General features: G+C 71.8%; 20 protein-coding genes and 1 pseudogene. 6 read left to right on the forward strand and 15 right to left on the reverse strand.

Features of this window, described 5'->3' with window-relative positions:
* Positions 1–90: 90 nt before the first annotated feature.
* From ACWC94_RS24480 to afsQ1, 5 genes are all read right to left on the reverse strand, one after another.
* A complete protein-coding gene (locus tag ACWC94_RS24480) occupies positions 91–291 on the reverse strand; it encodes a PspC domain-containing protein (RefSeq protein ID WP_450799047.1) in 201 nt (66 codons plus the stop codon).
* An 88-nt stretch (positions 292–379) separates the two neighbouring features.
* Positions 380–940, reverse strand: a complete 561-nt coding sequence (locus ACWC94_RS24485) for a VanZ family protein (RefSeq protein WP_450799048.1) — start codon at positions 938–940, stop codon at positions 380–382.
* A gap of 168 nt (positions 941–1,108) precedes the next feature.
* Positions 1,109–1,741: a hypothetical protein gene (locus tag ACWC94_RS24490; protein WP_450799049.1), complete on the reverse strand. Its 633-nt coding sequence runs from the start codon at positions 1,739–1,741 to the stop codon at positions 1,109–1,111.
* Positions 1,738–3,330, reverse strand: coding sequence for an ATP-binding protein (locus tag ACWC94_RS24495; RefSeq protein ID WP_450799050.1), 1,593 nt, complete (start codon positions 3,328–3,330; stop codon positions 1,738–1,740). Before ACWC94_RS24495 ends, ACWC94_RS24490 begins: the two co-directional genes overlap by 4 nt.
* Entirely contained in the window at positions 3,327–4,004 is a 678-nt protein-coding gene (gene afsQ1, locus ACWC94_RS24500; RefSeq protein WP_159399211.1) for a two-component system response regulator AfsQ1, read from the reverse strand. The genes ACWC94_RS24495 and afsQ1 overlap by 4 nt, the downstream gene beginning before the upstream one ends.
* Before the next feature lie 240 nt (positions 4,005–4,244).
* Here afsQ1 and ACWC94_RS24505 point away from each other — a divergent pair, with 240 nt between their 5' ends.
* Positions 4,245–4,985, forward strand: coding sequence for a SigE family RNA polymerase sigma factor (locus tag ACWC94_RS24505; protein ID WP_450799051.1), 741 nt, complete (start codon positions 4,245–4,247; stop codon positions 4,983–4,985).
* A gap of 183 nt (positions 4,986–5,168) precedes the next feature.
* On the opposite strand, the gene ACWC94_RS24510 is transcribed toward ACWC94_RS24505, so the two are convergent.
* Positions 5,169–5,804: a uridine kinase family protein gene (locus tag ACWC94_RS24510; protein ID WP_450799052.1), complete on the reverse strand. Its 636-nt coding sequence runs from the start codon at positions 5,802–5,804 to the stop codon at positions 5,169–5,171.
* Positions 5,805–5,930: 126 nt separating this feature from the next.
* On the opposite strand from ACWC94_RS24510, the gene ACWC94_RS24515 reads away from it, so the two are divergent.
* On the forward strand, positions 5,931–6,311 hold the full coding sequence (locus ACWC94_RS24515) for a hypothetical protein (RefSeq protein ID WP_450799053.1): 381 nt from the start codon (positions 5,931–5,933) through the stop codon (positions 6,309–6,311).
* Positions 6,312–6,396: 85 nt separating this feature from the next.
* Here ACWC94_RS24515 and ACWC94_RS24520 read toward each other — a convergent pair whose 3' ends face one another.
* Genes ACWC94_RS24520 through deoC form a run of 3 tightly spaced genes read right to left on the reverse strand, consistent with a single transcriptional unit; the run spans position 6,397 to position 9,705 of the window.
* A complete protein-coding gene (locus ACWC94_RS24520) occupies positions 6,397–7,287 on the reverse strand; it encodes an aldehyde dehydrogenase family protein (RefSeq protein WP_450799054.1) in 891 nt (296 codons plus the stop codon).
* Positions 7,280–8,740: an aldehyde dehydrogenase family protein gene (locus ACWC94_RS24525; RefSeq protein WP_450799055.1), complete on the reverse strand. Its 1,461-nt coding sequence runs from the start codon at positions 8,738–8,740 to the stop codon at positions 7,280–7,282. The genes ACWC94_RS24520 and ACWC94_RS24525 overlap by 8 nt, the downstream gene beginning before the upstream one ends.
* A gap of 5 nt (positions 8,741–8,745) precedes the next feature.
* Positions 8,746–9,705, reverse strand: coding sequence for a deoxyribose-phosphate aldolase (gene deoC, locus ACWC94_RS24530; RefSeq protein ID WP_450799177.1), 960 nt, complete (start codon positions 9,703–9,705; stop codon positions 8,746–8,748).
* Positions 9,706–9,852: 147 nt separating this feature from the next.
* Here deoC and ACWC94_RS24535 point away from each other — a divergent pair, with 147 nt between their 5' ends.
* The gene (locus tag ACWC94_RS24535; RefSeq protein WP_450799056.1) at positions 9,853–10,542 is read left to right on the forward strand and encodes a PH domain-containing protein; all 690 of its coding nucleotides are present in this window, start codon (positions 9,853–9,855) and stop codon (positions 10,540–10,542) included.
* Positions 10,543–10,772: 230 nt separating this feature from the next.
* Here the strand turns inward: ACWC94_RS24535 and ACWC94_RS24540 are convergent, their stop codons facing one another.
* The 3 genes from ACWC94_RS24540 to ACWC94_RS24550 form a co-directional block, all read right to left on the reverse strand.
* Positions 10,773–12,404 carry a phospho-sugar mutase gene (locus tag ACWC94_RS24540; protein ID WP_450799057.1) on the reverse strand — a complete coding sequence of 544 codons (1,632 nt, stop codon included), beginning with the start codon at positions 12,402–12,404 and terminating at the stop codon, positions 10,773–10,775.
* A gap of 138 nt (positions 12,405–12,542) precedes the next feature.
* Complete coding sequence (locus tag ACWC94_RS24545; protein ID WP_450799058.1) at positions 12,543–13,367, reverse strand: purine-nucleoside phosphorylase; 825 nt, start codon at positions 13,365–13,367, stop codon at positions 12,543–12,545.
* Between the two features lie 123 nt (positions 13,368–13,490).
* Positions 13,491–13,928, reverse strand: a complete 438-nt coding sequence (locus ACWC94_RS24550) for a gamma-glutamylcyclotransferase (RefSeq protein WP_450799059.1) — start codon at positions 13,926–13,928, stop codon at positions 13,491–13,493.
* A gap of 96 nt (positions 13,929–14,024) precedes the next feature.
* Here ACWC94_RS24550 and ACWC94_RS24555 point away from each other — a divergent pair, with 96 nt between their 5' ends.
* Together ACWC94_RS24555 and ACWC94_RS24560 are read left to right on the forward strand one after the other, a co-directional pair.
* A complete protein-coding gene (locus ACWC94_RS24555) occupies positions 14,025–15,473 on the forward strand; it encodes an NAD(P)H-quinone dehydrogenase (protein ID WP_450799061.1) in 1,449 nt (482 codons plus the stop codon).
* A gap of 166 nt (positions 15,474–15,639) precedes the next feature.
* Entirely contained in the window at positions 15,640–16,569 is a 930-nt protein-coding gene (locus ACWC94_RS24560; RefSeq protein WP_450799062.1) for a DeoR/GlpR family DNA-binding transcription regulator, read from the forward strand.
* Positions 16,570–16,857: 288 nt separating this feature from the next.
* Here the strand turns inward: ACWC94_RS24560 and ACWC94_RS24565 are convergent, their stop codons facing one another.
* Positions 16,858–18,630, reverse strand: coding sequence for an acetyl/propionyl/methylcrotonyl-CoA carboxylase subunit alpha (locus tag ACWC94_RS24565; protein ID WP_450799063.1), 1,773 nt, complete (start codon positions 18,628–18,630; stop codon positions 16,858–16,860).
* A gap of 365 nt (positions 18,631–18,995) precedes the next feature.
* On the opposite strand from ACWC94_RS24565, the pseudogene ACWC94_RS24570 reads away from it, so the two are divergent.
* Positions 18,996–19,475 (forward strand): annotated as a pseudogene (locus tag ACWC94_RS24570) (hypothetical protein); the annotation flags it as partial.
* A 115-nt stretch (positions 19,476–19,590) separates the two neighbouring features.
* On the opposite strand, the gene ACWC94_RS24575 reads toward ACWC94_RS24570, so the two are convergent.
* On the reverse strand, positions 19,591–20,208 hold the full coding sequence (locus ACWC94_RS24575; RefSeq protein WP_450799064.1) for a Maf family protein: 618 nt from the start codon (positions 20,206–20,208) through the stop codon (positions 19,591–19,593).
* Between the two features lie 34 nt (positions 20,209–20,242).
* A complete protein-coding gene (mmpB, locus tag ACWC94_RS24580; RefSeq protein WP_351238713.1) occupies positions 20,243–20,371 on the reverse strand; it encodes a morphogenic membrane protein MmpB in 129 nt (42 codons plus the stop codon).
* Positions 20,372–20,510 lie beyond the last annotated feature (139 nt).

Raw genomic sequence — 20,510 nt, forward strand, 5'->3', positions numbered from 1 at the left:
CTCCAGACTCGCGCTCCACCGGATGACCCATGTATCCATCCTGACAGACCTCGGGGGCGCCCCGACGGCGTTTTCGCGCACGGCGTGCGGTCACCAGGCGGTACGCGTCCTGTCCTCCGCCGGCAGCAGGATCCACAGCGCTATGTAGAGCAGGAACTGCGGGCCGGGCAGCAGACAGGACAGCAGGAAGATCACGCGCATCGTCGTCGCGGAGGTGCCGAAGCGCCGTGCCAGCGCTGCGCACACTCCGCCGAGCACGCGGCCGTGGGTGGGACGGACAAGGGCGCTCATGTCGACTCCTCCGTGTCGTCGGTTCGCTGTCGTCGGGTGTCTTCAGCTGTCTTCGACGGTACGGAGACGAAGCGGGCGAAGCGTCACTCTACGGAGCTATTCCGACCCTGGGAATCGTCGGGGTACGTCCCTGAGACAGCTCCTCCTGGACGGTGAACGGCTCGGTCCCGGCGTGCTCGTGCGTCTCGCGCCTGCGCAGCCGGGCGCGGCCGGCGGGCACGACGAGCAGGTGGGCCAGGATCACCCCGGTGGTGTTGAGCAGCACCGAGTCGACGTCCACGACCCTGCCGGGTACGCCGGTCTGCAGCAGGGCGATGCCGAGGGAGATCAGGGCGGCCGCGGCGGCCGTACGGATCAGGGAGGCGAGCGGGGAGACGGCGAGCCTGCCGTGGGCCATCGGCAACAGCACGCCGAGCGGGGCGAGCAGTGCCAGTCCCTCCCCGAGGGGTCTCGCGGCCCGCGGCCAGCCCAGGGCCAGATCGGCCCGGATGCCGGCGAGTGGGTGCAGGTTGGGGGGTGTCACCCAGGGCACGTCCAGGGGTCGCAGCATCAGCCAGGCCACGAGGGCGAGGTGGGCGACGAGGAGGACACCCCCTGTCACCTGAATACGGATCGCGGCGCTGCCGCCGATGGAGCCTTGACGCTGCACGCACCCCAAGACGCAGCCCCGGGTACGAACGGTTCCGCACCGCAACTTTCCGTGGGCGCCGTGGCCCGCGGCGGCTGGGAAGCGCCCCGGAGGGGCGCCGGCGACCGCGCGAGCGGCCGGACGGGACCCGCAGCCGGGGACGGCCCGCGTCCCCACGGCCGGGGCCCGCTACTTGCGTCCGACCTCGCTGGAGGGGGGCTGGACGCTTCCGGGGCGGTCGCGGACCTCGTCCGTGCATTCGTAGCGGCGCAGCGTGACCTTGGCCGGGCCGCCCAGGATGACCGAGCCGTCGCCCTCCGTCGCCGCCGAGTCGGACAGGGTGCACACCAGCTGGGCCAGGGCGTAGGAGGTGAGACGCGACGGTGCCGTGCTCAGCCGGAGGGTGTCCTCGGGGTCGCCCGGGCCGGGCCCGCTCACGCCGAGACCGCCCGGCACGTACGTCGCATAGCCGGCGGAGCGCTCTGCGGCGGAGGGGGCCGCGGCCAGCTGGTCCAGCAGCCCCTGCGCCACGATGACCCGGCGCCGCGCGTCCGGGGTGCCCTCGGGGACGCGTACCGTCCGGTCGACGGTCACCAGGGAGGCCCCGCACAGCAGGAAGACCTGCACGGGCACCCCCTGCGAGGACTGCACGGCCGGGTTCGGCCCGGCCAGCGAGCACGGCACCCGGGAGGGCGCCGCGCCGAAGTCGGTCGGCACCTGGGTGGCCCGGATGCCGCAGCCGGTGAGCAGCAGAGCCAGGAGGGGCAGCGCCGACAGGCGTCGTCTCACGGCCCGGCGTCGTCTCACGGTCCGCGCGGTCATGACCCCTCCTCCCCTGGACTGTCGTCGGTTTCCTGCTTGTCCTTCTGCGTGTCCCCGTCCGCCTCCTCCGTCAGCCGGGAGGCGTCCCGTGGCAGCGTGAGGGTGAACACCGCGCCGCCGTCGGGCGAGTTGGCGGCGGTGATCTCGCCGCCGTGGATGTGGGCGTTCTCCATGGCGATGGACAGGCCCAGACCGCTGCCCTCGGAGCGCGGCCGGGAGGCGCTCGCCTTGTAGAAGCGGTCGAAGACGTGCGGCAGGACGTCCTCGGGGATGCCGGGTCCGTGGTCGCGGACCCGGATCACCATCGAGTCGTCCGACACCCGCACCGACACCCGCACCGGCGATCCGCCGTGCTTGAGGGCGTTGCCGATCAGGTTGGCGAGGATGACGTCCAGCCGGCGCGGATCGAGGCGGGCGTGGATGCCGCGCTCGGCGTCCAGGTCGACCGCGTCCAGCCAGGCCCGGGCGTCGATGCAGGCGGTGATCTGGTCGGCGACGTCGACGTCGTCCAGCACCAGCCGGGCGGTGCCCGCGTCGAAGCGGGTGACCTCCATCAGGTTCTCGACCAGGTCGTTCAGGCGGCGGGTCTCGCTGACGACCAGCCGTACCGCGGGCTCGATCATCGGGTCGATGCTCCCGGACTCGAACTCCAGCTCCTCCTCCAGCACCTCCGTCACGGCGGTGATGGCGGTCAGCGGTGTCCGCAGCTCGTGGCTCATGTCGGCGACGAAGCGCCGCGAGGCCTCGTCCCGCGCGGCCATCTCCGCGACCCGCTGCTCCAGGGCCTCGGCCGCGTTGTTGAACGTCCGGGACAGATCCGCGAGTTCGTCCGTGCCGGACACCCGCAGCCGCGTGTCCAGTCTGCCCTCGCCGAGCCGCCGGGCGGCCACCCCGAGCCGGTGCACCGGCTTCAGCACGGTCGTGGCGGCGGCCTGCGCGAGCAGCGCCGCGCCGATCAGCGCGAGCCCGGTGGCGATGCCCAGCGACCAGGCGAGCGAGTTGAGGTCCTTGGCCTCCGGCTCCAGGGACTTCGCCATGTAGCCGGTCGGGCCGCCGCCTATGACGCGCGTGCCGGCCACCAGATAGGGCGTGCCGTGGTCCACGACCCGCTGCCAGTACAGGTGGTACGGCTCCCGGTTGGCGTCGGTCACCTTCTGCCGCTTGGCCACGGCCGTGCGCAGCGGCTTCGGTACGTCCTCCAGCGCGAAGCCGTTGATGCCGCCCGAGTTGCCGTACACCGTCTTGCCGCCGGCGTCCTGGGCGACCAGGAGCACGCTGAAGTGCTGGCTGCCGGCCGCCATCTGGCCCGCCGCGCGCTGGAGCTGGTCCTGCGTGGGGTGTTCCGGCAGTGCGCCCGCGCGGTTCTGCATCTCCTGCCGGAAGTCGCGCAGCACCGCGTCCTGGGCGCGGGTGAGGACCGCCTCCCGGTTCAGCCAGTAGGCGATGCCGGACGCGGACACCGCCGCGGTGAGCGCGACCAGTGCGAAAACCACGACCAGGCGCAGCCGGAGGCTGGTGAACCTGAGCCGCGACAGACTTCCCCTGCGCCGCGCGGACCACCCGCGCAGCCCCCCTTGTCTGTCGGTCACTGAGGGACGTCCAGGCGGTAGCCGACACCACGGACGGTACGGATCAGCGTCGGGGACGACGGCACGTCCTCGACCTTGGCGCGCAGCCGCTGCACACAGGCGTCCACGAGCCGCGAGTCACCGAGATAGTCGTGCTCCCACACCAGCCGCAGCAACTGCTGCCGGGACAGCGCCTGACCGGGCCGCCGGCTCAGCTCCAGCAGCAGCCTCAGCTCGGTCGGGGTCAGCTGCAGATCCTCGCCGTTCTTCGTCACGGTCATCGCCGAGCGGTCGATGACCAGGCTGCCGAAGGTCGCCGAATCGCTGGACTCGCGTTCACCGCGCCGCAGCACGGCCCGGATCCGGGCGTCCAGCACCCGGCCCTGGACCGGCTTGACGACATAGTCGTCGGCGCCGGACTCCAGTCCGACCACGACGTCGATGTCGTCGTTGCGCGCGGTCAGCAGGATGATCGGCAGCTGGTCGGTGCGCCGGATGCGCCGGCACACCTCGAAGCCGTCGATGCCGGGCAGCATCACGTCCAGCACGATCAGGTCGGGCCGCTGTTCGCGCAGCAGCTTCAGACCGTCCTCACCGCTGGCAGCGGTGGCCACCCGGTGTCCCTGGCGCGTCAGGGAGAGCTCCAGGGCCGTACGGATGGCGTCGTCGTCCTCGATCAGCAACAGGGAAGGCACGGGCTCATTCTGGCCCATGGACGGGGTGTCGTACGACCTGCGCGCACCAGGCCCTTCCTACCGCCACACACGGTGCACTTCCTGTGACGCGCCTGGGCCGGACCCCTGTGACAGGTCTGTGACAGTCGGCGGACACGTCCATGAAGTGGCCCCGGCAGTCTTTTGGGCACGGGCAGGGCGGCCATCCGAACCGGCCCGGGCACGACCGAACCACCGCAAGTACACGACGGGGAGCGCGAGATGAACACGCTGCACAGCATCAGCACCAGCGCCGTAGTCACGCGTCTGCACGACGTGCACCGGGGTTCCGAGAAGTCCGGTGCCGTGAGCGGGCGGGGGTGCGCTCGCGGCACCGGGCGTCAGCACCCGGCATACATGTCGGTGGTGGACGCGCACACGGGGGAAACGCACGGGGGAACCGCGTACAGGGAGGACTCGGGGGAGCAGCGCCGCTCACTGACGGAGGCGGAGTTCACCGCCTACGTCCAGGAGCGCCGCGCCTCCCTGTACGCCACCGCCTACCACCTGACCGGCGACCGCTTCGAGGCCGAGGACCTGCTGCAGAGCGCGCTGTTCTCGACGTACAGGGCGTGGGAGCGGATCAGCGACAAGGCGGCGGTCGGCGGCTATCTCCGCCGCACCATGACCAACCTGCACATCAGCGCCTGGCGGCGCCGCAAGCTCAACGAGTACCCGACCGAGGAACTGCCGGAGACGCCCTCCGACACGGACGCGATGCGCGGCACCGAGCTGCGCGCGGTCCTGTGGCAGGCGCTGGCCCGGCTGCCCGAGCTCCAGCGCACCATGCTGGTCCTGCGCTACTACGAGGGCCGCACGGACCCGGAGATCGCGGAGATCCTCGACATCAGTGTGGGCACGGTGAAGTCCAGCATCTGGCGGTCGCTCCGCCGGCTGCGCGAGGACGAGGTCCTCAGCTTCGGCCGTGACCAGGAGGACGCCTTCGGCGAACTTGTCGCCTGAAGGTCAGGGGTCACTGGGGGGTGACCCGGGGGGAACGGGGGAGACACGGGGGAACCCTGGGGGAGGGGTACGGGGGAGCAAGAGGAACGGGACTGGCGGGCCGGGGGGTCCGACCAGTCCCGTTTTGCGTTGCGCACGCCACCGGTGCCGGTCCGTGCGCCGGTCAGGCCGTTCGTACGCCGGTCACACCGCCGTCCGGCGGCGCACCTGCCGTCCCGCGGCCGCCGCCGCGAGCCGGCCGAGAGCCTCGTCCCGGTCGCACGGATGCGCGCCCAGGGACACCTGGCGGGCGACGATCGACCGCTCCGCGCGCATCAGCCGCCAGCCGCGGCGCAGCAGGAACGGCACCGACTTGCGCCCCTCCTTCAGGTCGCGCAGGAACCGGCGGCGGAACGTGGTGACCGGACCCCGGGTCAGACACAGCGCGTCGGCCAGCACGCCCCGTTCCCGCAAGCGCTCGACGATCTCCGCGGCGAAGACGCCTTCCGCGACGAACAGCGGGGTACGGCCGATGTGCAGCGTCTCCTCGCCCGTACGGGCGCTCAGCGCGATGTCGTACACCGGAACCGGCGTCGACCCGGTGGCGCACAGGCGGATGATGGCCTCGACGGCGACGTCCGCGTCCCACGACCCGGGGTGGTCCCAGTCGATGTCCGAACTCCCCGCCACCTGCGGCAGAGTCGGGTCGTCGCCCTCCTTGTAGAAGTCGTCGAGGCGCAGCACGGGGAGCCCGGAGCGGGCGGCGACGAGGGACTTGCCCGAGCCCGAGGGGCCGCACAGCAGGACGACTCGGGCGGGGGACGGGAGATGAAGGCTCACGGAACACCAGTTTGACGCATGGGGAGCCGCCTGCCGACCCCGCGGGTCGGCTTTTGAGCGTGACTCCCGCCTCAACTACTCTTCGTGTCGACCTTGTTACTTCATGCAATCAAAGGTGGCCCCTGGATGGCACGACACCCCCTCAACCACACCGCGAAGCGGGCCCTGATCGTCCTCGCGACCACCTCGGCGGCGCTGGGCGCGGGTGCGGCGACGGCCTCCGCGGGCGCGGACGCCGCTCGCCTCGCGGAGGTGCCCTGGCGGCCCGCCGCCTCCTTCGGGCCGACGGCCCCGCAGGCCGCCGTGCAGGGCGCGACCGGCGGACTGCGGTACGCCACCGTCCCCGTCCAGGCCCTCCAGTACACCCCCGTCGGCAACGTCACCTCCGGCCGGGCGGACGACGGCGACGTCTCCGGATACACCGGCCCGCTCGTCGAGACCGGGACGGTCGGCGTCGTACCGGCGCTGGAGCGGACGGTCGGCGGACTGCTGGGCGGCGGGGCCTGAGCCTGCCGGTGGCACACGAGAGAGCCGCGTCTCCCCCGGACGGGGGGAAGACGCGGCTCTCGGCCGTGGTGGCCGCGGACGCGGCTCAGTACGACGAGCCGGAAGCGCCCAGCGAACCCGTCGGGTGCCAGACCGTCTTGGTCTCCAGGAACGCCGTCATCCGGTCGATGCCCGGCGTCTCGAAGTAATCCACAGCCTGTGGACGCAGTGCGCGCTTCAGGTTGTCCGCCGCCGCGATCTCCAGCTCCTTTGCCAGCTCCTCGCCGGCGCCCGCGAGGTCGATCGCATTGACGTCCTGGTGCGCGGCCAGCGGCGCCGCGATCTCCGCCGTACGGCCGGACAGGACGTTGACCACGCCGCCCGGGACGTCGGAGGTGGCCAGTACCTCGGCCAGGGAGAGAGCGGGCAGCGGCGCCTTCTCGGAGGCGACCACGACCGCCGTGTTGCCGGTGGCGATCACCGGGGCCACGACCGACACCAGGCCCAGGAGGGACGACTCCTGCGGGGCCAGGACGGCGACCACGCCGGTCGGCTCGGGCGAGGAGAGGTTGAAGAACGGGCCCGCGACCGGGTTGGCACCACCGGTCACCTGGGCGATCTTGTCGGTCCAGCCCGCGTACCAGACCCAGCGGTCGATCGCGGCGTCCACCACCGCGGCCGCCTTCGACTTCGACAGGCCCTCGGCGTCCGCGACCTCGCGCACGAACTGCTCCCGGCGGCCCTCCAGCATCTCCGCGACGCGGTAGAGGACCTGGCCGCGGTTGTAGGCGGTCGCGCCGGACCAGCCGCCGAACGCCTTGCGCGCGGCCACCACCGCGTCCCGGGCGTCCTTGCGGGAGGAGAGGGGAGCGTTGGCCAGCCACTTGCCCTTCGAGTCGGTCACCTCGTACACCCGGCCGCTCTCGGAACGCGGGAACTTCCCGCCGACGTACAGCTTGTAGGTCTTGAAGACGCTCAGACGGTTCTGCTCAGACATCGAGGTACGCCTCCAGGCCGTGGCGGCCGCCCTCGCGGCCGAAGCCCGACTCCTTGTAGCCGCCGAACGGCGAGGTCGGGTCGAACTTGTTGAACGTGTTGGACCAGACGACGCCGGCACGCAGCTTGTTCGCGACGGCCAGGATCCGGGAGCCCTTCTCGGTCCAGATGCCGGCGGAGAGGCCGTACTGGGTGTTGTTGGCCTTGGCGACGGCCTCGTCGGGCGTACGGAAGGTCAGGACCGACAGCACCGGGCCGAAGATCTCGTCGCGGGCGATGGTGTGCGCCTGGGTGACGTTCGTGAACAGCGTCGGGGCGAACCAGTAGCCGGAGGCGGGCAGTTCACAGGCCGGGGACCAGCGCTCGGCGCCCTCCGCCTCGCCCTGCTCGGCCAGCGCGGTGATCCGGGCCAGCTGCTCGGCGGAGTTGATCGCGCCGATGTCGGTGTTCTTGTCCAGCGGGTCGCCGAGCCGGAGGGTCGACAGGCGGCGCTTGAGCGAGTCCAGCAGCTCGTCCTGGATCGACTCCTGGACGAGCAGGCGGCTGCCCGCGCAGCAGACCTGGCCCTGGTTGAAGAAGATCCCGTTGACGATCCCCTCCACCGCCTGGTCGATCGGGGCGTCGTCGAAGACGATGTTGGCGCCCTTGCCGCCCAGTTCGAGGGTGAGCTTCTTGCGGGTGCCCGCGACGGTCCGCGCGATCGCCTTGCCCACGGCCGTGGAGCCGGTGAAGGCCACCTTGTTCACGTCCGGGTGCGCGACCAGCGCGGCCCCCGTGTCGCCGTAGCCCGGGAGGATGTTGACGACACCCCTGGGCAGGCCGGCCTGGCGGCAGATGTCCGCGAAGAACAGGGCGGACAGCGGTGTGGTCTCCGCCGGCTTGAGCACGACCGTGTTGCCGGTCGCGAGGGCCGGGGCGATCTTCCAGGCCAGCATCAGCAGCGGGAAGTTCCAGGGGATGACCTGGCCGGCCACGCCCAGCGGACGCGGGTTCGCGCCGAAGCCGGCGTGGTCGAGCTTGTCGGCCCAGCCCGCGTAGTAGAAGAAGTGCGCGGCCACCAGGGGCAGGTCGGCGTCGCGCGTCTCCTTGATCGGCTTGCCGTTGTCCAGCGTCTCCAGGACGGCCAGTTCGCGGCTGCGCTCCTGGATGATGCGGGCGATGCGGAAGAGGTACTTGGCGCGCTCGGAGCCGGGCAGCGCGGACCACTTCTCGAAGGCCCTGCGGGCGGCCTTCACCGCACGGTCGACGTCCTCGGAACCGGCCTGGGCGACCTCGGACAGGACCTCCTCCGTCGACGGCGAGACGGTCTTGAAGACCTTGCCGTCGGCCGCGTCGGCGAACTCGCCGTCGATGAACAGGCCGTAGGAGGGGGCGATGTCGACGACCGAGCGGGACTCGGGCGCCGGCGCGTACTCGAATGCGGAGGACCGCTTTTCCGTGATCTTTTCGGTCATGGTGATCAGTCCACCGTCACGTAGTCGGGGCCGGAGTAGCGGCCGGTGGCCAGCTTCTGACGCTGCATCAGCAGGTCGTTCAGGAGCGAGGAGGCGCCGAAGCGGAACCAGTGGTTGTCCAGCCAGTCCGCGCCGGCCGTCTCGTTGACGAGGACGAGGAACTTGATGGCGTCCTTGGAGGTGCGGATGCCGCCGGCGGGCTTCACGCCGACCTGGACGCCGGTCTGGGCGCGGAAGTCCCGTACGGCCTCCAGCATGAGGAGCGTGTTCGCGGGGGTGGCGTTGACGGCCACCTTGCCGGTCGAGGTCTTGATGAAGTCGGCACCGGCGAGCATGCCGAGCCAGGAGGCGCGCCGGATGTTGTCGTACGTCGACAGCTCGCCGGTCTCGAAGATGACCTTCAGGCGGGCGCTGTCGCCGCAGGCCTCCTTCACGGCGACGATCTCGTCGTACACCTTCAGGTACCTGCCGGCCAGGAACGCGCCCCGGTCGATGACCATGTCGATCTCGTCGGCGCCCGCGGCGACGGCGTCACGGACGTCGGCCAGCTTGATGTCGAGGGCGGCGCGGCCGGCCGGGAAGGCGGTGGCGACCGAGGCGACCTTGACGTCGGAGCCGGCGACGGCCTCCTTGGCGGCGGCCACCATGTCGGGGTACACGCAGACCGCGGCCGTGGCCGGGGTCGTACGGTCCGTCGGGTCGGGGTGGACCGCCTTGGCGCCGAGCGCCCGGACCTTGCCCGGGGTGTCCGCGCCTTCCAGCGTCGTCAGGTCGACCATCGAGATGGCGAGGTCGATGGCGTACGCCTTCGCGGTGGTCTTGATGGAACGGGTGCCGAGAGAGGCGGCGCGCGCCTCCAGGCCGACCGCGTCGACGCCGGGCAGCCCGTGCAGGAAGCGGCGCAGCGTGCTGTCGGACGCGGTGACGTCCGAGAGAGCGTGAGCTGTGGGTGCGGTAGTGGGCATGGTCACCAGACGAGCATATCTACGCGCGTAGCGGATGTATAGCCCCGGGGCACGGTCGGCGCTCATCTCACACCTGGAGATCACGGATGAGCGCCGGTGCCGGGCCTCATGGAGGCACCGGCGCCGACGTCATGCAGAATCGGGACCATGACGACCCCGGACCACCAGTCACCCGCGTCACAGCCTCCGGTGCCCGCCCACCAGGACCGGATCTATCGCTCCCCCATGGCCCTCGCGGGCGGCGTGCTGCTGCTCCTCGTCGTCGGCTGGCTCGGCTTCGACGCGCTGTTCCAGGGCCACGGCCGCACACCGTGGCTGGCGCTCGCCGGAATGATCCTGGCGGTACCGCTGGTGATCGCCTTCACGCTCCGCCCGGCGGTCTTCGCGGGCGAGGACCGGCTGCGGATCCGCAACCCGTTCCGGGTGGTCAGCCTGCCCTGGGGCGAGGTCGCCTCGCTGCGCTCCGGCTACTCCAACGAGGTCGTCGCCAAGTCCGGCACCAAGTACCAGCTGTGGTCCATTCCCGTCTCGCTGCGGGCCCGCAAGAAGGCGGAGGCGCGCAAGGCGCGGGCGGCGGAGGCGGCGCGCGGCGGGGGGACGGCGAGCCGGGGAGCCGGCGGCCTGGGCGCCCTCGGCGGCGCCGGGCGCACCGGTGCCACGACCGGACCGACCCGCGCGGAGACCGACCAGGTCATGGACGAACTGCGGGAGCTGCTGGACCGGCGGGGCGAGGCGGAGTCCGCGCAGGGGGAGGTCACCGTGCGCTGGGCGTACGAGGTGGTCGCACCGGCCCTGGCGGGGGCGGTTCTGTTCGCGATTCTGCTGGCCATGGGCTGAGCGGGCGGCCGGCGGGCGGGGCGCGGTCCCGCCCCGTACGCACACCGGACGAGTTCGCCGGCTTCCCGGCCGACGCGTCGGGCGTCGCATCCGTGTCACCGGTCCCGGCCGAGCGGTGGATTGCGGACCCGGGCGGGCACGGCGGGGGCCCGCCCCGCACGGTTCCGCGCCGCGGCTGACGAAACGAAACGGGGTGCCCCGGCCGGGGCACCCCGTTCGTGGTGTACGGGTCAGATACCGGCGGCCGCCGACAGGTCCCGCTTGATCGTGGTCAGGAGTTCCGTCGCGCGGGCCCGGGCGGCCGGCAGGCCGGTGTGGGCGGCGACGGGTACGACGACCTCCAGGTAGCACTTCAGCTTCGGCTCGGTGCCGCTCGGGCGGACGATCACGCGGGCACCCTCGAGGGTGTAGCGCAGGCCGTCCGTGGGGGGCAGTGTGCCGGTGCCCCGGGTCAGGTCCTCGGCGCGGGTGATGGGCAGGCCGGCCAGCTCGGTCGGCGGCTGCTCGCGCAGGCGGCGCATCGCGTCGGCGATGAGGGAGAGGTCCTGGACGCGGACGGAGAGCTGGTCGGTGGCGTGCAGGCCGTGCTCCACGGCGAGGTCGTCCAGGAGGTCGAGGAGGGTGCGGCCCTCTTCCTTCAGGACCGACGCCAGCTCGGTGATCAGCAGGGCGGCGGTGATGCCGTCCTTGTCGCGCACGCCCTCCGGGTCCACGCAGTAGCCGAGGGCCTCCTCGTAGCCGTAGCGCAGGCCGTCCACGCGGGCGATCCACTTGAAGCCGGTCAGCGTCTCCTCGTACGGGAGGTTCGCCTTCTCGGCGATGCGGCCGAGGAGGGAGGAGGAGACGATCGACTCCGCGAAGGTGCCCTGCGCCCCGCGCCGGACCAGGTGGGCGGCGAGGAGCGCCCCGACCTCGTCGCCGCGCAGCATGCGCCAGTCGTCGCCGTCCTTGACGGCCACGGCGCAGCGGTCGGCGTCGGGGTCGTTGGCGACGACCAGGTCCGGGTCGGTCGCGCGGGCCCGGGCGAAGGCGAGGTCCATCGCGCCCGGCTCCTCCGGGTTGGGGAACGCCACCGTCGGGAAGTCGGGGTCCGGCTCGGCCTGCTCGGCGACCAGCACCGGCTCCGGGAAGCCGGCGCGGGCGAACGCGGCGAGCAGGACGTCCTTGCCGACGCCGTGCATGGCCGTGTAGACCGTGCGGGCGGTGCGGGGGGAGGCGGGGGACAGCACGGCGTCCGTGCGGGCCAGGTAGGCCTCCAGGACCGTGTCGTCCAGGGTCTCCCAGCCGGCGTCCGGGCGGGGGACGTCGTCCAGGGAGGCGATCGCGTCGATCTCGGCGGCGATCTCCGCGTCGGCCGGCGGCACGATCTGGGAGCCGTCGCCGAGGTAGACCTTGTAACCGTTGTCCCGGGGCGGGTTGTGGCTGGCGGTGACCTCGACGCCCGCGACCGCGCCGAGGTGCCTTATGGCGAAGGCCAGGACGGGGGTGGGCAGGGGGCGGGGGAGTACGGCCGCGCGCAGGCCGGCGCCCGTCATGACGGCGGCGGTGTCCCGGGCGAAGTCTGCGGACTTGTGGCGGGCGTCGTAGCCGATGACGACGACCCCGTCGGTCTGGCCCTTGTTCTTCAGGTACGCGGCGAGGCCGGCCGCGGCGCGGATGACGACCGAGCGGTTCATGCGCATCGGGCCTGCGCCCAGCTCGCCCCGCAGACCGGCGGTACCGAACTGGAGGGTGCCGCTGAAGCGGGCCGACAGCTCCGTCACGTCACCGGCGTCGATCAGCCCGGCCAGTTCGTCGCGAGTCTCCTGGTCCGGGTCCTCGGCGAGCCATGCCTTGGCCTTGGCGATGAGATCGTCGTGCACCTTGGGATCAACCTCTCCTTGTTTGCCTGGTCCCCCTGGGGGCTCCGCCCCCGGACCCCCGTTCACCCACCCGGCTCGGTCGGCCGGGAGGCGGACGCACGGGAGCCACGTCACCGGCGCGGCAGCGCCCGCGTCCGCTTACAGCTTGCCCAGTACCTGGCCCAGCAGCTGGCCCATCCGCGCGGCCGAGTCGCGGCCCGCCTGGAGGACCTCCTCGTGGTTGAGGGGCTCGCCGGTCATGCCGGCCGCCAGGTTGGTGACCAGGGAGATGCCCAGCACCTCGGCGCCCGCCTCGCGCGCGGCGATGGCCTCCAGGACCGTGGACATGCCGACCAGGTCCGCGCCGATGACGCGGGCCATGCGGATCTCGGCCGGGGTCTCGTAGTGCGGGCCGGGGAACTGCGCGTAGACGCCCTCCTCCAGGGAGGGGTCGATCTCCTTGCACAGGGCGCGCAGGCGGGGGGAGTACAGGTCGGTCAGGTCGACGAAGTTCGCGCCGACGATGGGGGACGTCGCCGTCAGGTTGATGTGGTCGCTGATGAGGACCGGCTGACCGGGGCGCATGCCCTCGCGCAGGCCGCCGCAGCCGTTGGTCAGGACGATCGTCTTGCACCCGGCGGCCACCGCGGTGCGGACGCCGTGGGCGACGGGGGCGACGCCGCGGCCCTCGTAGTAGTGCGTGCGGCCCAGGAAGACCAGCGCGCGCTTGTCACCGAAGGAGTACGAGCGGATCTTGCCGCCGTGCCCCTCGACGGCCGGCGGCGGGAAGCCGGGCAGCTCGGTGACCTGGAACTCGGCGTCGGGTGCGCCCAGGGCGTCGACGGCCGGAGCCCAGCCGGAGCCCATCACGAGGGCGACGTCGTGGGTCTCGGCGCCGGTGAGTTCGCGCAGGCGCGCGGCGGCGGCGTCGGCGGCGGCGTAGGGGTCGCCCTGGATGTCGTCCGGAAGAAGAGATGCGTTCACGCCGACGAGGGTAGCCCCTCTTCGCCTACGCGCGTAGATGATGGAGCTCACGGGATTGGAATCGTTGCCTTGTCGTTTTCCACAAACAGCGGGCAAACCCGCAGGGAGGCGGCCGGAGGGGCGTCAGCAGGGACGCTTGCGGAGTTCCATCACATAGTCGTGGGGTGCCCCGGCGGACTCCGCCGCGTCGGCGATCTCACCCAGGTAGTGCGCCGACGGCAGGCCGCCCTCGTAGCCGTTGAGGACGTACGTCCACGCCGTCTCCTCGCCGTCGAGGGTGTGCACGCGCACCCGCACCCGGCGGTAGAGGTCCTCTCCCACGCCTTCCCACCGGTCGAGGGGCTCCTCGTCCATGGGCGCGATGTCGTACAGGCCGACGAAGACCTGCGCGAGCGGGTCCTCGACGATCGTCGCCAGCGCGCCCTCCCAGCCCAGGTGCTCGCCGCCGAACGTCAGCCGCCAGCCGTTCAGCCAGCCCGTGGCGCGCAGCGGGGAGTGCGGGGCGCGGAAGGACATCAGACCCGCGTCGAGGTTGCCGGCGTACGCGGCATAGAGCGACATGGGGAGAGGGTACGGCAGGGGTAACGCGGGTCACTCGTGTCCCAGCCGAAGCTTCCGTGCGCCCCGGGGCAGTAGCACCTTGAAGGGTGCGGGACAATGGAGTACGTGACTCGGATCGTGATCATCGGTGGCGGACCCGGCGGATACGAAGCGGCCCTGGTGGCCGCCCAGCTCGGTGCGGAGGTGACCGTCGTCGACTGCGACGGTCTGGGCGGAGCGTCGGTGCTGACCGACTGCGTGCCGTCGAAGACGCTCATCGCCACGGCCGAGGTGATGACCACCTTCGATTCGTCGTACGAAGAGCTGGGGATCATCGTCGCCGACGACACGCCGCCGCTGGAGCAGGCCGCCCGGGTGGTCGGGGTGGACCTGGGGAAGGTCAACCGCCGTGTGAAGCGGCTGGCTCTCGCCCAGTCCCACGACATCACCGCCTCCGTCACACGTGCCGGCGCCCGGGTCATGCGCGGCCGCGGCCGGCTGGACGGCATGCAGTCCCTCGACGGGTCCCGCAAGGTCGTCGTCACCGCCGCCGACGGCACCGAGGAGACCCTCACCGCCGACGCCGTCCTCATCGCCACCGGCGGTCACCCGCGCGAGCTGCCCGACGCCCAGCCCGACGGCGAGCGCATCCTGAACTGGACCCAGGTCTACGACCTCACCGAGCTGCCGGAAGAGCTGATCGTGGTCGGCTCCGGTGTGACCGGTGCCGAGTTCGCCGGTGCCTACCAGGCCCTCGGGTCCAAGGTCACCCTCGTGTCGTCCCGGGACCGCGTGCTGCCCGGCGAGGACCCGGACGCCGCCGCCGTCCTGGAGGACGTCTTCCGGCGCCGCGGCATGAACGTCATGGCCCGTTCCCGCGCCCAGTCCGCCAAGCGTGTCGGCGACCGGGTGGAGGTGACGCTGGCCGACGGGCGTGTCATCAGCGGCACGCACTGCCTGATGGCCGTCGGTGCCATTCCGAACAGCGCGGGGCTCGGCCTGGAGGAGGCCGGGGTCAAGCTGCGCGAGTCGGGGCACATCTGGACCGACAAGGTCTCCAGGACGACCGCTCCCGGTGTCTACGCGGCCGGTGACGTGACCGGGGTCTTCGCCCTCGCGTCCGTCGCCGCCATGCAGGGACGTATCGCCATGTACCACTTCCTCGGCGACGCGGTGGCCCCGCTGAACCTGAAGACGGTCTCCTCCAACGTCTTCACCGACCCCGAGATCGCGACGGTCGGCTACACGCAGGCGGACGTGGACGCGGGCAAGATCGACGCCCGGGTCGTCAAGCTGCCCCTGCTGCGCAACCCGCGTGCCAAGATGCAGGGCATCCGCGACGGCTTCGTGAAGATCTTCTGCCGGCCGGGCACGGGCATCGTCGTCGGCGGTGTGGTCGTCGCGCCCCGCGCCTCGGAACTGATCCACCCCATCTCGATCGCCGTCGACAACAATCTGACGGTCGAACAGATCGCGAACGCCTTCACGGTGTACCCCTCCCTTTCGGGGTCGATCGCCGAGGTGGCCCGGCAGCTGCACACCCGCAAGGCGGGTGCGGAGGCCTGACGGCCGGATCCGACTTCCCGCTGGTCACGGGGAGTTGCCGCGTGTGCGTACGGCATAGTCGCGGCGGACAGGTCCTATACCACTTCCGCCCCTGCCGTACGAACAACTTCTGTTATTCGGCGCAAACTGCTGAAAGCAGACGGTCGCTGGGGTTACTGTCAGTTTCGTGTTCGCTGCTGAACGTCGCCAATTGATCCTCGAAATGGTGCGAGCGAACGGTGCCGTGTCGCTCCGTGAGCTCGCCCGCGTCGTCCAGACCTCCGAAGTGACCGTACGGCGGGACGTGCGGGCACTGGAGGCCGAAGGACTCCTCGACCGCCGGCACGGCGGTGCGGTACTGCCGGGCGGGTTCACGCGAGAGTCCGGCTTCCCGCAGAAGTCCCATCTCGCGACCGCCGAGAAGACGGCCATCGCCGACCTCGCGGCGGGCCTCGTCGAAGAGGGCGAGGCCATCGTGGTCGGCGCGGGTACCACCACGCAGGAGCTGGCCCGCCGGCTCGCGCGGGTGCCCGGCCTGACCGTCGTCACCAACTCCTTGCTGGTGGCCCAGGCGTTGGCCCATGCCAACCGGGTGGAGGTCGTGATGACCGGCGGCACCCTGCGCGGCTCCAACTACGCCCTCGTCGGCTCCGGCGCGGAGCAGTCCCTGCAGGGGCTGCGCGTGTCGAAGGCCTTCCTGTCCGGGAGCGGGCTCACCGCCGAGCGCGGGCTGTCCACGTCCAACATGCTCTCGGCGTCCGTCGACCGGGCGCTGGTGCAGGCCGCCGCGGAGGTCGTGGTCCTCGCCGACCACACCAAGCTCGGGACGGACACGATGTTCCAGACCGTGCCGACCGACGTCATCACCCGCCTGGTCACCGACGAGCCGCCCGCGAACGACGACCGCGCCGGCATGGAGTTGCAGGCTCTCGCCGACCAGGGGGTGCAGATCGCCGTGGCGGGGGCGAACGGAGCGGTTCCGGGGGGTGAGCAGGCCCCGGCGCGACGCGCTCCGCTGCCGGGGCCGCGCAGGGGGATGGGTCTCCGGTCCGGGGCCGGGTACGGGGAGCCGGCGCCGGCTGAGCGGGGGCGTGTCGCTGATCTGCGGCGGCGCTGAGGGTGCGTTGAGGGTGCCTGGTCGCCGTCGGCCTCGAGGTCGTCGCACGGGGCGCGTGCGGGTGTGCCTGGGCTCGTCGCGCGGTTCCCCGCGCCCCTGTGGGCCGGCTGCCCTCAGGGACTCGAGTCGCACGCCGAGCCCCGGGAAAGCCCCTGAGCCCTGGGGAACGCCCCCGAGGTTCGCAAGGCCGTCCCTGAGGCCCCCGGGAAGTCCCTGAGGCCCGCGGAAAAGGGGTGACGCCCGGCGGGCCGAAGGGCCGGTCCGCCGGGCGTCAGTGTGAAGCCTGCGTCAGTCCTTGATCTCGCAGATCACCGCGCCCGAGGTGATGGAGGCGCCGACCTCGGCGTTCAGGCCCTTGATGGTGCCCGCCTTGTGGGCGTTCAGGGGCTGTTCCATCTTCATGGCCTCCAGGACGACGACCAGGTCGCCCTCCTTGACCTCCTGGCCCTCCTCGACCGCGACCTTGACGATCGTGCCCTGCATCGGGGAGGCGAGGGTGTCGCCGGAGGCGACGGGGCCGGACTTCTTGGCCGCGCGGCGCTTCGGCTTGGCGCCGGCCGCGAGGCCGGTGCGGGCCAGGGACATGCCGAGGGACGAGGGCAGGGAGACCTCGAGGCGCTTGCCGCCGACCTCGACGACGACCGTCTCGCGGCCCGTGTCCTCCTCCGCCTCGGTGTCGGCGGGAGCGGCGAAGGCCTTGATCTCGTTGACGAACTCGGTCTCGATCCAGCGGGTGTGGACCGTGAACGGGTCGGTGGAGCCGGTCAGCTCGGGAGCGAACGCCGGGTCCCTGACCACCACGCGGTGGAAGGGGATCGCCGTCGCCATGCCCTCGACCTGGAACTCGTCCAGCGCGCGGGCGGCCCGCTCCAGGGCCTCCTTGCGGGTGCGGCCGGTCACGATCAGCTTGGCGAGCAGCGAGTCCCACGCCGGGCCGATGACCGAGCCGGACTCCACGCCCGCGTCCAGCCGGACACCGGGGCCCGACGGCGCGTCGAACCTGGTGACCGTGCCGGGCGCCGGGAGGAAGTTGCGGCCCGGGTCCTCGCCGTTGATGCGGAACTCGAACGAGTGTCCGCGCAGCGCCGGGTCGTCGTAACCCAGCTCCTCGCCGTCGGCGATACGGAACATCTCGCGGACCAGGTCGATGCCGGCGACCTCCTCGGTCACCGGGTGCTCCACCTGGAGGCGGGTGTTGACCTCCAGGAAGGAGATCGTGCCGTCCTGGCCGACCAGGAACTCACAGGTGCCGGCGCCCTCGTAGCCGGCCTCCTTCAGGATGGCCTTGGAGGCGCGGTACAGCTCGGCGACCTGCTCGTCGGACAGGAACGGCGCCGGGGCCTCCTCCACGAGCTTCTGGTGGCGGCGCTGCAGCGAGCAGTCACGGGTGGAGACGACGACCACGTTGCCGTGCTTGTCGGCCAGGCACTGGGTCTCGACGTGCCGCGGACGGTCCAGGTAGCGCTCGACGAAGCACTCGCCGCGGCCGAAGGCGGCGACCGCCTCGCGGACCGCCGAGTCGTACAGCTCGGGGACCTCTTCGAGGGTCCGGGCGACCTTCAGACCGCGGCCACCGCCACCGAAGGCGGCCTTGATCGCGATCGGCAGGCCGTGCTCCTCGGCGAAGGCCACGACCTCCTCGGCGCCGCTCACCGGATCGGGGGTACCGGCCACCAGCGGGGCGCCGGCCCGCTGGGCGATGTGCCGGGCGGCGACCTTGTCACCCAGGTCGCGGATCGCGTGCGGCGGCGGGCCGATCCAGATCAGACCGGCGTCCAGGACCGCCTGCGCGAAGTCGGCGTTCTCCGAGAGGAAGCCGTACCCCGGATGGACGGCGTCCGCGCCGGACTCCCGCGCCGCGTTCAGGATCTTGTCGATGACCAGGTAGCTGGTGGCCGGGGTGTCACCGCCCAGGGCGAACGCCTCATCCGCGGCGCGGACATGCAGAGCGTCCCGGTCCGGGTCCGCGTAGACGGCCACGCTCGCGATCCCGGCGTCCCGGCAGGCCCGGGCCACGCGGACAGCGATTTCGCCACGGTTGGCGATGAGCACCTTGCGCACGATTGAGGCTCCCTCCTTGAAACAAGCCGAGTTTAGGGACTGCCGACACGGCACTTCGACCCGTCCCCAATGGTGAGCTTGCCCACACGGAGCGTGATTCGAGGCTCGCTCGACCCGCGAAAAGCCTTGTCGCACCTTGGCTACGCAGGTCTCCTCCGGGAAACCCTAGCCCTGTCATGTGGTCAAGGTCTCTGTGAGAGCGTGCTGCGGCCCACTCAGTTTCTTTGTCGAGTCCCTACGAATGGCCCAATGATTCTTTGCTGGCGCACGAACCCTTGTCCCGGGGTTTACCCGTTAGTAGCGTTCGCGATGGCTCGAACGTACCTGGGGTAACAAGCAGCTGGCTCGAGAGTGGGTGGGGACCGGTGGTGCGCAGACCGGTGGCATGGGTCGTGGCGGTCGTCCTTCTGGCGGAGGGTGTCTTCATCGCCGCGCTGAACTGGTTCCTCGGAGTGGTGGTCGACCGCCAGGACATGTCCCTGGCCGGCCTCGACCCGTCGACGATGGCGACGTCCTCGAAGATCGGCGGCGTCGTCTTCGGGCTCTACTTCGCGCTGTGCGCGCTGGTGGCCGTCCTGGTCGCGATACGCGACCGCGCCCCCGCGGGCTTCGGCCGCGTCCTGCTGATCAGCGTGGCGGTCGTCCACGGCCTGCTGGGCGCCTTCGCCTGGGGTCTGGTCGGCTGGACGGCGTTCCTGTTCATGGTGGTCGTGCTCGGCCTCGTCGTCCTGCTCCTGATGACGTACGACCGGGACGGCGGCCCGCGGCGGGGTGCCTCCGGCGGGGACGCGGGGCGAGGCGGCGACCCGAGGACGCAGGCCGAGCCGGTCTCGGGCACGGCCCCGGCCTCGGGCACGGCCCCGGAAGCGGGTCCGGCGGCCGTACCGGGGCCCCGTACGGACGCGCCGCGGCGCGGGGACGACGGGCACGGCGAGCCGCGGGGCTCCGTGCCCGCCCGGATCACTCGTCCGGCGACCACAACTCCGTGATGCCGACGTTCAGTTCGGCCAGCAGCTTGCGCACCAGGGGCAGGCTGATGCCGATCACATTGCCGTGGTCGCCCTCGATGCCCTCGATGAACGGCGCCGAACGGCCGTCCAGGGTGAAGGCCCCGGCGACGTAGAGGGGCTCGCCGGACGCCACGTACGCCGCGATCTCCTCGTCGCTGGGCTCACCGAAACGGACGACGGTGGAGGCGGTCCCGGACACGTACCGCTTGGCCGCCGTGTCCCAGACGCAGTGCCCCGTCTGGAGGGTGCCGGCCCGCCCGCGCATCGCCTTCCAGCGGGCGGCCGCCTCTTCGGAGTCGGCGGGCTTGCCCAGGGCCTGCCCGTCCAGCTCCAGCACCGAGTCGCAGCCGATCACGAGGGCGCCCTGCACCTCCGGCTTCGCCGCCACGACCGAGGCCTTGGCCTCGGCCAGGGCGAGCGCCAGTTCCGCCGGGGTGGGCGCGGTGACGGCGTCCTCGTCGACGCCGCTGACGATCACCTCCGGTGCGAGGCCGGCCTGCCTCAGGAGGCCCAGCCGGGCGGGGGAGGCGGAGGCGAGGATCAGGCGGCGGCGTGGCTTGGCAGTCATGCGGCCAGGTTAGTCAGGTGCGGTGCCGTCCGGCTCATCTCAGGCCGATGACGAGCATGGCCAGGATCATGGCCAGGGCCATGAAGAGACCGAGCCGCCGCATCATGTCCTGCGCGTCGCGCAGTTCCTTCGGCGGCTCGTCTTCAGGGTCTGACCACAGCATGCCACCAGCGTGGGGCTTCGGCCGCGGGGTGCGCCTGAGTAGCGGTACTCAATTGGCGCCCTGAGCTGTGCCCCTGTGCGCCCGCGTGGCGGGCCGCATGTCGATGCGGGCCGCCACGCGGGGGGGCTGGGCCTAGCTC

The sequence above is a fragment of the Streptomyces sp. NPDC001135 genome, assembly GCF_053598395.1.